Below are 14,062 nucleotides of genomic sequence, written 5' to 3' on the forward strand. Positions count from 1 at the left end.
CACCCGCTCAGTTGCTCAGTTGCTCAATTCACGAAGGTCACGTCGTCCCTGGGTTGCGGCGGGATCTTGATGGCAAGCGCCTTGACGGGCCCGCTGGTCACCAGCGTACCGCCGTGAGCCGTGCCTTTGGGGATGATGATCAGCGTGCCCGGTTTGAACTCCTTGCGTTCGCCGCCCAGCCACATCGCGCCGCTGCCTTCGATGATGTACTGGATCTCGTCGGTTTTGGGGTGAATGTGTTTGGCCACGTTGCCGGATTGAATGCCGATGGTGGCGTTGTCGGTGATGACCAATCCCCTGGCGTTCATTTCGGGGTTTGGGGTGGGGGGAATGTCGCTGTGCTTGAGCGCAGCAAGGTCAATCATCGCCGGCGCCAGGGGCACGGCTTGCGCATGCGCTTCGGGCAAGGCGCGTTGGGCCAACGGTGATAACGCGATGCCGGCCACAAAGGCCAAGGTGACGGCAAAGCCGAGGGCTGTGGTGGTGTGGCGCATGGAGTCCTTTTTGAGGTGTTGTGGTTTGGGCGGGCCAGTATGACCATATTGCGCCCGGCTTGCTTGGCTGAATTCAATCCGCAAGGTGCCCGGCGCACCCCGACAGCCGCGCAGGGTCAATCAAACCTGACTGGCGCAAACTGTTTCAATTTATTAGAATTTCAGTAATTCCTGAAAATTCAATAAACCAAAGAGGCCCGGCGCCATGAACCTGCCCCCCTTAACCCAGCGTTTTGTCCTGCATTTCGGTGAAATGGGCAGCCGTTGGGGCATCAACCGCACCGTGGGGCAGATTTATGCTCTCTTATATGTGTCGCCGCGGGCCCTCAATGCCGACGAAATCGGCGAGGCGCTGGCGTTCTCCCGCTCCAACGTCAGCATGGGGCTCAAGGAGCTTCAGTCCTGGAACCTGGTGCGCTTGCAGCACCTGCCCAACGACAGGCGCGAGTATTTCCAGGCGCCTGAAGACGTCTGGGCCATCTTCCGCACGCTGGCCGAAGAGCGCCGCAAGCGCGAGATCGACCCGACGCTGTCCATGCTGCGCGATGCGCTGATGGAACACCCCTCGCATGCGGACGACATCCACGCCCAGGCGCGCATGAAGCAGATGCACGACCTGATTGAGCTCATGACGGGCTGGCTGGCGGACGTGCAGAAAATGGATTCGGCGACCCTGATGAGCCTCATGAAGATGGGCGCCAAGGTGCAGAAGCTGCTGGAGATGAAAAACAAGGTTACCGGCGGCATGAAGGCCGGTTTGACAGGCCGCGCGCCATCCACCACAGTGGCGGCTCAGCCTTCCGGAGCGCCCGCACCACCCGCAGCGCTGCCTGCCAACCTTCCCGATGACACCAGGAGTTGACGATGGACGGACTTGACGCATTCCTGTTGGCCCGCATCCAGTTCGCGGCCAACATCACCTTCCACATCCTGTTCCCGACCATCAGCATCTCGCTGGGCTGGGTGCTGCTGTATTTCAAGCTGCGCTTCGTCAAAAGCCAGGACCAATTCTGGATGGACGCCTACCAGTTCTGGGTGAAGATTTTCGCGCTGACCTTCGCGCTGGGCGTGGTCAGCGGCATCACCATGAGCTTCCAGTTCGGCACCAACTGGCCGGGCTATATGCAGAAGGTCGGCAACATCGCCGGGCCGCTGCTGGCCTATGAGGTGCTGACGGCCTTCTTCCTGGAGGCTACCATGCTGGGCGTGATGCTGTTCGCGCGCGAACGCGTCAGCGAGACCATGCACACCGTGGCCACCCTGCTGGTGGCGGGCGGCACCACGCTGTCGGCCTTCTGGATCCTGGCGCTCAACTCCTGGATGCAGACGCCCGCCGGGTTTGAAATGATCAACGGCCAGGCGCATGTGACGAGCTGGGTTGAAGTCATCTTCAACCCCTCCTTCCCGTACCGGCTCACGCACATGCTGCTGGCTTCCGGACTCACGGTGGCCTTTCTGGTGGCCGGAATTTCGGCCTACCGCTGGCTGCGCAACGACCGCGGGGCCGAAGTGATGGCCGGCCTGAAGACCGGTATCTACATGGCCGCGATGTTGATTCCGCTGCAGATTGTCGCGGGCGACCAGCACGGCCTCAACACGCTGGAGCACCAGCCGGCCAAGCTGGCGGCGATGGAGGGCATCTGGAAAACCGAAAAAGGCGTGCCCGCGATTCTGTTCGCCTTGCCGGACGAAAAGGCCAAGGCCAACCGCTATGAAATCGCGATCCCCAAGCTGGCCTCGCTCTACCTCACGCACTCGATGGACGGCGAGGTCAAGGGCCTGGACCAGTTCGAGGGCAAGCACCCGCCCGTGGCGCCGGTGTTCTGGGCCTTCCGCATCATGGTGGGTGTGGGCGTGCTGATGCTGCTGGTCAGCTGGGCCAGCGTGCTGCAGCTGGCCCCGTGGAAGAGAGACCCGGCGCGCACCTTGACGGTGTGGCATGCCCGCTTGCTGGTGGCCATGACTTTCGCGGGCTGGATCGCACTGGTCGCCGGCTGGTACGTGACCGAAATCGGCCGCCAGCCCTGGCTGGTGACGGGCGTGCTGACGGCGGCCGACGCGGCCTCGAAAGTGCCGGCGCCGCGCATCGCGCTGACCTTGTCGCTCTACCTCGCGCTATACGCGGTGCTGCTGGCGTCTTATGTGTCGGTGGTCTTCTACCTCGCGCGGCACAGGAAGCATGCGGACAAGCCTTTCGGCGACGACGACAACACCGCGGGCGAAACCGAAAAAGAACTCAACGTCGTGAACTATCCCGAAAAGGAAGGAGCATCCCATGCTTGATCTTGCCCCCGACCTGACGCAAGCCGCCGGCTGGATGCCGATTGTTTTCCTGGTGGTGATGGGGCTGGCGATGCTGGCCTATGTGATCCTGGACGGTTACGACCTCGGCGTGGGCGTGCTGATGCGCCGAGCCAGCGACGAGGACAAGGACACCATGATCGCCAGCATAGGCCCGTTCTGGGATGCCAATGAAACCTGGCTGGTGCTGGGCGTAGGCATCCTGCTCACGGTGTTTCCGGTGGCGCACGGCGTGATCCTGGGCGCGCTCTACCTGCCGGTGGCTTTCATGCTGATAGGCCTGACCTTGCGCGGCGTGGCCTTCGACTTCCGGGTGAAGGCGCGCGCCAGCCACAAGCCGCTGTGGAACCGCATGTTCTACACCGGCTCGCTGCTGGCGAGCTGGTCTCAGGGCTATATGCTGGGCTCGCTGGTCACCGGCTTTGCCAGCAACTGGTGGACCATCGTGTTCAACGCGGTGATAGGCCTGTCCCTGGTGGCGGCCTATTGCCTGATGGGCGCGGGCTGGCTCATCATCAAGTCCGAGGGCGAGCTGCAGTTGCGCGCGGTGCGCTGGGCGCGTGCCAGCCTGTGGTTCACCATGGCCGGGGTGGCGGCGATCTCGATCGCCACGCCGCTGGTCAGCCACAGTATTTTTAACAAGTGGTTTTCCTTCCCCAACATCGTGCTGCTGCTGCCGATTCCGGCCGCCACGCTGGTGCTGTTCGGTGTGATCTTCCGCAGCCTGCAGCGCCTGCCGGTGCGGCTGGCCCAGGGCAATGAATACGGCGCCTGGGTGCCCTTCGGCGCGACGGTGGGTGTGTTCATGCTGGCCTTCTACGGCCTGGCCTACAGCCTGTTTCCCTGGCTGGTGATCGACAGCCTGGACATCTGGAAAGCCGCCGCCGCGCCAGAGGCCATGGGTGTGATCCTGGCCGGGGCGGCGGTGGTGCTGCCGATGATCATCGGCTACACGATCTTTGCGTACAGGGTCTTCTGGGGAAAAAGCACTGCTCTGAAGTACTAGAAGCTAGAGACTAATCTCGGGTGCGGGCGCCACGGCTTCCAGTTCCAGCAAAAACGCCTCGGCCGATTCATAGCGCTGCTCGGGCCTTTTGGCCATCAGCTTGTTGACGATGCCTTGCAGGTCCGCGTGCGGGGCCGGCAGTGCGGGGGTTTCGGCGTTCAGGTGCTTGGCCAGCAACAGCTCGAGTGACTCGGCGATGTAAGGCCTGCGGTGGGCCAGCATCTCGAACAGCATCACGCCCAGGCTGTAGAGGTCGGACAGCGCCGTGACCTTGCGGCCGGTGGCTTGCTCGGGGCTCATGTAGTAGGGCGTTCCGACCACATCGCCGTGGTGGGTTTGCGTCAGGCCCATGTTCTGCGACTGCAGCATGGACTTGGCGATGCCGAAATCGGCCAGCGCCACGCTGCCGTCGGCGCGCAACATGACGTTTTCGGGTTTGATGTCGCGGTGCACGATGCCGTGCGCGTGGATGGCCGACAGGGCATGGGCGATTTCGCGCGCGACCGTCAGCGCCTGCGGCCGTGCCAGGCTGGGGCCGAACAGGCCGCGCAGGTCGCCGCGCTCGAAGTACTCCATCGCGATGTAGGCATGTTCGTCGGTGAAGCCCTGGTCATAGATCTTGATGACGTGCGGATGGTCTATCTTGCACAGCAGGGCGTATTCCTGGATGAAGCGCACCAGGTGCTCGGAGGCTTCCTTGCCGCGCGAATCGAGCACCTTGAGCACGATGGGCAGGCCGTCGGACTCGCGTTCGCTGAGGTAGACCTCGGTCATGCCGCCCGCGCCTATCTTGCGCGTGATGCGGTAGCCCTTGAGCCGCACCGGCTCGGTGCTGGCGTCGAAGCGCAGATCCTTGAGGGCCGACAGCTTGGAGTCGAGCGCGCCCTTGACGGCGCGCGCGGTGATGTCGGAGTTGGCACGCACCGCGTCGCTGATCTCCTTGGCGCGCTCGGTCAGGCTGGCCATGCCGTGGATCTTGTCCTCCATGGTGGTGACCAGGCCGATCACTTCCACCACGTCGATGGCGAGGTTCTTGCCCGGCACCACCAGTGAGGTGTGGATGCCGGTCTGTATGCCGGTGCCGGCCAGGCCCAGGGCCTCTTCACTGGCCATGACGGTCCAGCCCATTTCCTCGGATGCGCTTTCCAGGCGCGCGGCCAGGGTCACGGTTTCGCCGACGGGAGTGACTTCCTTGTTCTGCTGCGTGCCGAGCTGGCACAGCGTGACGGCGCCGCTGTGGATTCCCACGCCCATGGCAAAGGGCGGCAGGGCGCGCGCGCTGAAGCGTTCATCCAGCCAGTCGCGGAATTCATGCGTGGCCAGCGCCATGGCCAGGGCGGCGGAAATCGCCCGGCGCGGAGCCGGCAGCGGCGAGCCCGTCATGGTGTCCGAAAACACCGCCATCAGGCCGTCGCCGATGAACTTGATGTGGCGGCCGCTGTTCTTCAGCACGGGTTCGGAGACGCGTTCGAAGTATTCGGTGAGCAATTGCGAAACTTCGGCGGCGCTGAGTTTTTCGGCGATGGACGTGAAGTTACGGATGCTGGCAACCAGCACCGTGGCGCTGGAAATTTCTTCGGTTTGCGCCGTGGCGGGAATGTCCACGGGGACCGAGTCGGGCCGATCGCCGCTGATGCGATTGGAGAAGGCCGCGCGCAGGCGCTGTTCGCCGGCGGCCACTTCCGAATCAATGGCTTCGCGCACCCGGGCTTTTTTCTTGAGCTGGGCATTGACGGCGTCCAGCAGCTCGGCGCGGCTGAAGGGCTTGGACAGGTAGTCGTCGGCGCCGGAGGTCATGCCGCGGCGCATGCTGTCGCGGTCGTCCAGCGCCGTGAGCAGCATGAAGGGGGTGTTGGCCATGTCGCGGTCGGCGCGCAGGGTGGCCAGCAGCTCGAAGCCGTTCATGCCGGGCATGCCGACGTCGGAGATGATCAGGTCCGGCCTGCTGGCGCGGGCCAGCGCCAGGCCTTGCACGCCGTCGGATGCGGCGGCGGTCTCAAAACCCTCGAGCTTGAGCAGGCGCACGATGTTGCTGCGGATGGCGTCGTCGTCTTCAACGATCAGAATCAGTGTCATGTTTGTCCCCGGGAGATGGGCAGGCTGACCGTGAACCGGGTGCCTGCGCCTGGCGTGCTCGCCACTTCGATTTTGCCGTGGTGCAGGTCGACGGCGTGCTTGACGATGGCCAGGCCCAGGCCCGAGCCCTGGCGGTTGCCGACGTTGGAGCCGCGGTGAAAGCTCTCGAACAGCCGCGGCAGGTCGGCGGTCGGGATGCCGATGCCTTCGTCGCTGACCTGCAGGACCAGCTCGTCCTTGTCACCGCCCAGCGTCAGCACCACCACGCTGCCCGGGGCGGAGTACTTGCAGGCGTTGGTCAACAGGTTGCTGGTGATGTGGCGTATCAGCCGCTCGTCGAGCATGACCAGCTGCGAAAAAGCGTCGTGGCCGACCGGCGCCTCGAACTCGATGGCATGCTGGCCGGCGTCGCTGGTGTGCACCTCGGTCACGAGCTTGCGGCACAGCGCCGCGATGTCCACCGGCCGCAGGTTGAGCCTGAGCTTGCCTGCGTCGGCCTGGCCGACGGTCAGCATGTCTTCGAGCATGCCCTGCATGCGCTTCACCGCGACCACCAGGTCGGCCATGATGTCCTGGCGCTCGCGATGCGTGATTTTTTCGCCGTAGTGCTCTATCAATTCGGCCGAGGACAGAATGGTTGCCAGCGGTGTGCGGAATTCGTGCGAAGCCATGGAGACAAAGCGGGTCTTGAGTTCACCCAGTTCGCGCTCGCGCACCAAAGCGCGGCGGGTTTCCTCGTCGGCTTCCTTGCGGCGCGTGATGTCCACGTAGGTCCAGACCGAGCCGTCCTCGGGCCGGCTGCGGTCCAGCGCCGAGCCGTCCAGCTGCACCCAGATCAGTTCGCCGTTCTTTCTGCGCATGCGGGCTTCGGCCGAGAACAGGCCGGTTTGCGTGATCTGCGCGTAGGCCAGCGCACCCAGGCGCTCGAACTCTTCGTCGTCGGGATAGTGCACCCGGGTTTCCTGGCCCAGCAGCTCGGCCGGGCTGTAGCCCAGCATGGCGGCCAGCGTGCGGTTCAGCCACTGGTGGCGCCGCGCCTTCAGGAAGGTCACGCCGACGGCGGTGGTCTCGAGGATGGCCTCGCGCTGCACCAGCGCGCTCTTGAGCTCCTGGTCGAGCCGGCGGCGTTCGCTGATGTCGGACATGAGCACCAGCAGAGCGGGCTCGCCGTCCCATTCGATGCGCGTGCCGTAGATGCTGGCCCAGCCGGTGCGCAGCGAAGGCGCCATGGCCTCGCGCGGCGGCGTGATGAACCGGGCCTCATAGGCGCTGACCATGGTGCCCGACTGCATGAGTTCGCGGCGCTGCTGCACGATGGGGCGGTCGTCGGGATGTATCAGGTGCAGCGAAGGCAGGCCGATGAGCGCGCAGCCGAACAGCTCCTGCGCGCTGGCATTGGCAAAACGGACGATGCCTTTTTGCACCACGAGGATGGTGTCGTTGACGTTTTCCACGACCGCCCGGTAGCGCTCGGCGGCGGACTGGGTCAGGGCCTCCAGCCTTTTGCGTTCGGTGACGTCCTTCAGGAAAAACAGGTCCGCGGGTGCACCCTCCCAGTCCACCAGCACGCCATTGATTTCCACCCAGGAAACCGTACCGTCGTCGCGCTGGAATCGCGCTTCAAAGGCCGGGACGACATTGCCGGCGGCGCGCAACTGGTGCTTGCCGGAAACAAACTCGCGATCGTCCGGATGGATGAACTCGATCATGAGGCGGTCGGCCATGGTGCCGGCCTGCGTGCCCAGCAAGGCCAGGCAGGGCGGATTGGCGAAGCGGAGCAGCCCGCCCTGGCCCACGCAGATGTTTTCGGTCGCCAGGTCGACCATGGTCTGGTAGCGCGCCAGCGAGGCGCCCAGCTCTCGCGTGCGCAGCGCGACCTGCCGCGCGATTTCGGCTTCCATGGATTCCTCGTCCGCCGGGGCCGCGTAGTCCGCGCGCGGCCCGCCGCCGGGTGTGTCGGGCAGGGCAGGGGAGGTCGGATGTGCCTGAGCGGGCATGAGGGTCGTAAAACGCCGGTGAAAAGTCAGTCAGGAGGGTGGGGCTGTGGACGCGGGACAGGTGACAGGCAACCTTGCCACAACTCATCGCGGCGGTAAAGACAGGAAAACATGCGCGCGCGGCGCTGCAAACCAGCTAGCCTCGGCGCCGCAAGGCGCTTGCCTCGTGCGCTTCAGCCGCCGTGTTCCAGCGTGAAGCCCGCGTTGCGGTCCTGGCCCAGCAGCGCCACCATTTGCGGCAGGGCGGCTTGCAGCTCCGCTTTGAGCGTGTGGGGCGGGTTGATGACGAACATGCCGCTTGCGGGAAGTCCCGGGCGAATCACTTCTCCGCTCGTATCTGTCGTTAACTTGCTTGATTTCACCGTTAAAGCCGCATTCAGCCAGCTGCGGCTGCTTTTGACGGCCAGGGTTTTGAGTTTTCGCGGCAAATCGTGCGCTTCGGGCCGCGGAATGATGGGGTACCAGACCACATAGGTGCCGGTGGCGAATCGCTTGAGGGCATCGGCCATGCAGGTGGCCACGCGACCGTAGTCGCTCTTCATTTCGTAGCTGGGATCGCAGAGCACCATGGCCCGGCGGGCCGGCGGCGGCAAAAAGGTTTTGAGCGCTTCAAAGCCGTCTTCACGGGCAACGGCCACCTGGCGGCCCACGCCCAGCTGCTCGATGTTGCCGGAAAGCGACTTGAAATCGGTGGGGTGCAGTTCGAACAGCTTGAGCTTGTCGCGCCCGCTCAGGAATTGCTGCTCGATGAAGGGGGAGCCCGGGTAAATCTTGAGGTGGGCGAGGTCGCCGGTTTCGGCGAACTGCGGGTTCAGGCCGCGCAGCAGGTCAATATAGTCCTGCAGCGCAGGCGCCCAAGTCGGGGCGGCGGCGGGTTTGCCTGCGCCGGCTGCTGCGGTTTTGGTAGCAGTAGGCGCTTTTTTCGCGGGGGTTGTAACCGCTTTGGGCTCGGACAGCAGGCGGAAAATGCCCTCCTGGGCCTCGCCGCTGGTTTCGGTGTAATCACCGTCCAGCCGGTACAGGCCCGCGCCCGCGTGCGTGTCGATCACGGTCAGCGCCGTGTCTTTCTGGGTCAGGTACTTCATCAACGCGATCAGCGTGGTGTGCTTGAGCACGTCGGCGTGGTTGCCTGCGTGGAAGGCGTGGCGATAGGAAAACATGGGCCTATCCTACCTTCTTGCCGGGGGGGAATGCCTTAAAAGCGGCCGAATATTGACGCAAGTCCTTGATTTTTCATATAATCGTGGGCTCTGCAGCGCCTTGTGGTTCCGCGGCAGAGGCTAAACAATACTGCCTAAGAGGTTCTCATCAGAAGAACACCGACCGCAGAAAAGAACCCGACAAACCATTTTTTCGAAAGAAAACTCATGAAAACGTTCAGCGCAAAACCCGCTGACGTGACGCACGAGTGGTTTGTGATTGACGCGACCGACAAGGTCCTCGGACGAGTAGCCAGCGAAGTTGCTCTCCGTTTGCGCGGCAAACACAAGGCCATTTATACGCCTCACGTCGATACCGGTGACTTCATCGTCATCATCAACGCAGCCCAGCTGCGCGTCACCGGCGCCAAGTCGACCGACAAGATCTACTATCGCCATTCCGGATATCCAGGCGGCATCACTGCCACCAACTTCCGCGACATGCAAGCCAAGCACCCCGGCCGCGCTTTGGAAAAAGCCGTCAAGGGCATGCTGCCCAAGGGCCCGCTCGGCTACGCCATGATCAAGAAACTCAAGGTGTACGGTGGTGCAGAGCACCCGCATACCGCCCAACAGCCCAAAGTGCTGGACATCTAAGGAGCTATTGATGATTGGTGAATGGAACAATGGCACCGGCCGTCGCAAATCCAGCGTCGCCCGTGTGTTTATCAAAAAAGGCACCGGCAAGATCACGATCAATGATCGTGACATCCAGGTGTTCTTCGGTCGTGAAACCTCGATCATGATCTGCCGCCAACCCCTGTTTCTGACGAACCACGTCGAGACGTTTGACATCATGGTCAACGTCCACGGCGGCGGCGAGTCCGGCCAGGCCGGCGCAGTGCGCCACGGTATCACCCGCGCGCTGATCGATTACGACGCAACGCTGAAGCCGGCCCTGAGCCAGGCCGGCTTTGTGACCCGCGATGCACGTGAAGTCGAACGTAAAAAAGTCGGTTTCCGTTCTGCTCGCCGTCGCAAGCAGTTCAGCAAGCGCTAAATCCGCTTCGCTCCCAAAAAAGCCGCCTGGTGCAAGCCTGGCGGCTTTTTTCATGGGCCATCCGTCCGGCAAACCCGGATGCAAACCCTTACTGTGGCTTTACCGGTATTGTGGGGATTAATACCCTTTCTGGGCCTCGTCTGAGTGCACAATGCACGCTCCCCGAACCGAAAACAGCAGGGCCCTTTTTTGAAATTTCGCCTGTTTCGCCGTCGCCTGACCATCAGTTCCCCGCGCATGTCGGTGCGCAGCTCGCTCCCTTGGCCCTTGCGCTGGATCGCCGGCGCCCTGATGCTCGGCTTTTCCGGCGCCATCGCCTTGTGGGCCTTCGAATTCGGCAAGGGCATCACCGGCACAGACACGGGCAGCAAGGAAGAACTGGTGCTGCTGCGGCAGGAATTGGCCAGCCTGCGCTCGGATCGCGACAAGGCGCAGTCCATCGCCAACACCTCAGGCAGCCTGTTGACCGCCGAAAAAGCCGCCCAGGAAAAAATGATGAGCCAGATCCGGCAGCTGGAAGCGGACAACCGAAGCCTGCGCGACGACCTGGGCTTTTTTGAAAAGCTGCTGCCGGCCGGTAGCGCCGAAGTGGCCACCATCCGCAGCCTGCAGGCCGAAAGGCTGTCCGACACCCAGCTCAAGTGGCAGGTGCTGGTCATCCAGGCTGAGAAAGCCGCCCCGAATTTCAACGGGAAACTGGACCTCACCGTCCATGGAACCCAGGCCGGCAAGCCCTGGAGCATGACTTTGCCCGGAGGGCCGCAAACTTTACAGTTCAAACAGTACCGGCGTGTGGAGGGTGTCCTCGACTTGCCCCCCCAAGCCGTGGTACAAAGTGTTACAGCTAAGGTCATTGAGGGAACAGCGGTCAGATCTTCCCAGACCTTCAAGCTTTGAATGAATTTCCCCCAGCCATCCCGCCCATTGCACACCGACCCAGCACAGGAATTTTTGTATGTTTGGAAAAAAGAAACAGCCGCCTATCAAAAGCCTGATTGCCCAGGGCAGCTGTATTGAAGGCAACCTGAAGTTCACCGACGGCCTGCGCATAGACGGCGAAGTCATAGGCGACATTCGGGCCGCCGAAGGCAGCTCCAGCATCCTGGTGATCAGCGAGTCCGCCACCGTGACCGGCTATATCCACGCCGACCACGTCATCATCAACGGCCGCGTCATGGGGCCCGTGCATGCTTCCGAGCTGCTCGAGCTGCAGCCCAAGGCGAAGATCGAGGGCGACGTGTCCTACAAAGCGCTTGAAATGCACCAGGGCGCCGTCATCTTTGGACAGTTGCGTCCCACCACGCATCCGGAGCTGGAAGAAAAGCCCACGCTCAAGCTGGCGGCCAACAATATCTAAGCCTGCCGGGTGGATTTTGAGAGTAAGCGCTCACAAATAGATGGCTGCGCCTAACACGCATGGGCGTTATGGTTGATTGAATTGCTGTACTATTTGCCTATCAGTGCCGCCAGAGCCTGCAGCCCCGAATCGCGGACGATGTTCGCTTGATGATGTATTGGAGTCCCCATGAGTGCCGTTGCCGAAAATATCCAGACCGAAATGCCCGCGCCTTTTGTCTTCACCGACAGCGCCGCCTCCAAGGTGGCTGAGCTGATCGCCGAAGAAGGCAATCCCGACCTGAAGCTGCGCGTGTTCGTCCAGGGCGGCGGCTGCTCCGGCTTCCAGTATGGTTTCACCTTTGATGAAATCACCAACGAAGACGACACCACCATGACCAAGAACGGCGTGTCCCTGCTGATCGACGCCATGAGCTACCAGTACCTGGTGGGCGCCGAGATCGACTACAAGGACGACCTTGAAGGCGCCCAGTTCGTCATCAAGAACCCCAACGCCACCAGCACCTGCGGCTGCGGTTCCAGCTTCTCGGCCTGAGGCGAATCCCGCACCCCGCTCAAAAAGCCGCCCTCGAGGCGGCTTTTTGCTGTCCGCCGTTCTTTCCGTCTGTTCAATGCCCTGAACCAAGTCCGCCATTTTTCATCTCTCAACCATGCAGGCAGAAGAAAAATCATTGCGTGTGCTGCTCTGGCTGGTGGCCATCGGCTTTTTCATGCAGACCCTGGACGCCACCATCGTCAACACCACCCTGCCGGCCATGGCCCGCAGTTTCGGCGAAAGCCCCTTGCGCATGCAGTCGGTGGTGGTGGCCTATTCCCTCACCATGGCCATGTTGATCCCCGCCTCCGGCTGGATCGCCGACCGCTTCGGCACGCGGCGCGTGTATGTGGGCGCGATCTCCTTGTTCGTCGTCGGCTCCATCGCCTGCGCGCTGTCCGGCAACCTGATGCAACTGGTGGCCGCGCGCGTGGTGCAGGGCATGGGCGGGGCGTTGCTGCTGCCGGTGGGCCGGCTCGCCGTGCTGCGCGCCTTCCCGCGCGAACGCTTTTTGCAGGCCATGAGCTTTATCGCCATTCCGGGCCTGATCGGCCCGTTGATAGGCCCCACCCTGGGCGGCTGGCTGGTCGAGGTGGCCACCTGGCACTGGGTCTTCCTCATCAACATTCCGGTGGGGCTGCTGGGCGGGGTGGCGACGGTGTTCTATATGCAGGACAACCCGCGGATGCAGGTGCCGCGCTTTGACCTGCCGGGTTATCTGTTCCTGGCCTTCGGCATGGTGGCCGTCTCGCTCGCGGTCGACGGGCTGTCGGGCCTGGGCCTGAAACAGGCCAGCGTGCTGGTGCTGCTGGTGTTCGGCATGGCCAGCCTGACCGCCTACTGGCTGCATGCGGCCAAGCGGCCCGACCCGCTGTTTTCGCCCAAGCTGTTTTCGATCCCCACGCTCAGCATAGGCCTGTTGGGCAACCTGTTCTCGCGCCTGGGCAGCTCGTGCATGCCCTTTCTGGTGCCGCTGTTGCTGCAGGTCAGCCTGGATTATTCGCCGTTGCAGGCCGGCATGATGATGGTGCCCGTCGCCGTGGCCAGCATGCTGGTCAAGCGCGTCACCACGCCGCTCATCACGCGCTACGGCTATCGCCGGGTGCTGGTGACCAACACTGCGCTGGTGGGCCTCACCATGGCCAGTTTCGCACTCGTCACGCCGGCCCAGCCGCTGTGGCTGCACATCCTGCAACTGGCCTGCTTCGGCGCGGTCAATTCCATGCAGTTCACCGCGATGAACACCGTCACCCTGCGCGACCTCGACAGCAGCATGGCCAGCAGCGGCAACAGCCTGCTGTCCATGATCCAAATGCTGGCCATGAGCATGGGCGTGGCCGCCGCCGGCGCGGTGCTGGCCGCCTTCACGGGTTTCTTCGGCACCGCCGAAGCGGTGCAGACGCTGCACTCCTTCCAGGCGACGTTTGCCGCGATGGGGTTGATCACGCTGGCCTCGGCGGGGATCTTCTGGCAGCTCTCGCCGGAGGTGAGGGTGGTGAAGAAGGCTGAAGCTTCTGAGGCTTCGGGGCAGGGGTAGGTGTTGCTTGTTCCGGCGACGCGCTCTCCTCTGAGGGTTGCTGGCCGGGGGTAGCCCGGCTACTCACTTTTCTTTTGCTTCGCCAAAAGAAAAGTAAGCAAAAGAAAAGGCGACCCTGGTTGCTGCGTCCCTCCGCTGCGCTGCGGGCAGCCTGCGGTGCTCGGTCCAGACGGGGTCTCGCTAAACTCGCCTTCGGCTCAAACAACGCGATCCCTGATCCGTCTGAACCTGCGCTCCTCGGCGCATCCACAAGGGGTGGGGAAGGAATACCGAATACCTGAAGAAACAAGGACTCGCCACGGCGAGTCCTTGTTTGTATTTGTCTTCTTTCCCCGCTCCCGATTGCCCCGTCCTGGCTGGGCCGAGGAGCTCAGAGACAAGCGGATCAGGGCCGGCGTTGTCTGAGCCGAAGGCGAGTTTAGCCGGACCCCGCTTGGCTCGAGCACCGCAGGTTGCCCGTAGCGAAGCGTAGGGACCCAGACTGCGGGTCGCCTTTTCTTTGGTGACTTTCTTTTGGCGAAGCAAAAGAAAGTTACTTGCTGCCGGGCAACCCCCGGCCAG

13 protein-coding genes are annotated in these 14,062 nt (G+C 63.0%); 9 read left to right on the top strand and 4 right to left on the bottom strand.

Going from position 1 to position 14,062, the window contains the following annotated elements; all coding sequences use genetic code 11:
* Positions 1-23: 23 nt before the first annotated feature.
* Positions 24-494: a cupin domain-containing protein gene (locus AC1D1F_RS11010; protein WP_477675791.1), complete on the bottom strand. Its 471-nt coding sequence runs from the start codon at positions 492-494 to the stop codon at positions 24-26.
* Positions 495-699: 205 nt separating this feature from the next.
* On the opposite strand from AC1D1F_RS11010, the gene AC1D1F_RS11015 reads away from it, so the two are divergent.
* From AC1D1F_RS11015 to AC1D1F_RS11025, 3 genes are read left to right on the top strand one after another with little or no spacing between them, the layout of a single operon-like run.
* Positions 700-1,356: a GbsR/MarR family transcriptional regulator gene (locus tag AC1D1F_RS11015; RefSeq protein WP_477675792.1), complete on the top strand. Its 657-nt coding sequence runs from the start codon at positions 700-702 to the stop codon at positions 1,354-1,356.
* A 2-nt stretch (positions 1,357-1,358) separates the two neighbouring features.
* On the top strand, positions 1,359-2,777 hold the full coding sequence (locus tag AC1D1F_RS11020; protein WP_477675793.1) for a cytochrome ubiquinol oxidase subunit I: 1,419 nt from the start codon (positions 1,359-1,361) through the stop codon (positions 2,775-2,777).
* Positions 2,770-3,801, top strand: a complete 1,032-nt coding sequence (locus AC1D1F_RS11025) for a cytochrome d ubiquinol oxidase subunit II (RefSeq protein WP_477675794.1) — start codon at positions 2,770-2,772, stop codon at positions 3,799-3,801. Before AC1D1F_RS11020 ends, AC1D1F_RS11025 begins: the two co-directional genes overlap by 8 nt.
* A 3-nt stretch (positions 3,802-3,804) precedes the next feature.
* Here AC1D1F_RS11025 and AC1D1F_RS11030 read toward each other — a convergent pair whose 3' ends face one another.
* From AC1D1F_RS11030 to AC1D1F_RS11040, 3 genes are all read right to left on the bottom strand, one after another.
* Positions 3,805-5,877, bottom strand: coding sequence for a protein kinase domain-containing protein (locus AC1D1F_RS11030; protein ID WP_477697328.1), 2,073 nt, complete (start codon positions 5,875-5,877; stop codon positions 3,805-3,807).
* Positions 5,874-7,874, bottom strand: a complete 2,001-nt coding sequence (locus tag AC1D1F_RS11035; protein WP_477697329.1) for a sensor histidine kinase — start codon at positions 7,872-7,874, stop codon at positions 5,874-5,876. The genes AC1D1F_RS11030 and AC1D1F_RS11035 overlap by 4 nt, the downstream gene beginning before the upstream one ends.
* Positions 7,875-8,047: 173 nt before the next feature.
* Positions 8,048-9,034: a 23S rRNA (adenine(2030)-N(6))-methyltransferase RlmJ gene (locus tag AC1D1F_RS11040; RefSeq protein WP_477678860.1), complete on the bottom strand. Its 987-nt coding sequence runs from the start codon at positions 9,032-9,034 to the stop codon at positions 8,048-8,050.
* A gap of 207 nt (positions 9,035-9,241) precedes the next feature.
* Between AC1D1F_RS11040 and rplM the strand changes: the two genes are divergently transcribed.
* The 6 genes from rplM to mdtD all read left to right on the top strand — a co-directional run bounded on the left by rplM (position 9,242) and on the right by mdtD (position 13,501).
* Positions 9,242-9,670, top strand: coding sequence for a 50S ribosomal protein L13 (rplM, locus tag AC1D1F_RS11045; protein WP_007867557.1), 429 nt, complete (start codon positions 9,242-9,244; stop codon positions 9,668-9,670).
* 10 nt (positions 9,671-9,680) lie between these two features.
* The gene (rpsI, locus tag AC1D1F_RS11050; RefSeq protein ID WP_007867568.1) at positions 9,681-10,073 is read left to right on the top strand and encodes a 30S ribosomal protein S9; all 393 of its coding nucleotides are present in this window, start codon (positions 9,681-9,683) and stop codon (positions 10,071-10,073) included.
* Positions 10,074-10,262: 189 nt separating this feature from the next.
* Entirely contained in the window at positions 10,263-10,970 is a 708-nt protein-coding gene (locus AC1D1F_RS11055) for a DUF6776 family protein (RefSeq protein WP_477680835.1), read from the top strand.
* A 58-nt stretch (positions 10,971-11,028) separates the two neighbouring features.
* Entirely contained in the window at positions 11,029-11,430 is a 402-nt protein-coding gene (locus tag AC1D1F_RS11060; protein ID WP_436156070.1) for a bactofilin family protein, read from the top strand.
* Between the two features lie 168 nt (positions 11,431-11,598).
* On the top strand, positions 11,599-11,964 hold the full coding sequence (erpA, locus tag AC1D1F_RS11065; RefSeq protein ID WP_122955163.1) for an iron-sulfur cluster insertion protein ErpA: 366 nt from the start codon (positions 11,599-11,601) through the stop codon (positions 11,962-11,964).
* Positions 11,965-12,079: 115 nt separating this feature from the next.
* Positions 12,080-13,501: a multidrug transporter subunit MdtD gene (gene mdtD / locus AC1D1F_RS11070; RefSeq protein ID WP_477700723.1), complete on the top strand. Its 1,422-nt coding sequence runs from the start codon at positions 12,080-12,082 to the stop codon at positions 13,499-13,501.
* Positions 13,502-14,062: the final 561 nt, after the last annotated feature.

Source organism: Polaromonas sp. P1_H6 (genome assembly GCF_056405195.1).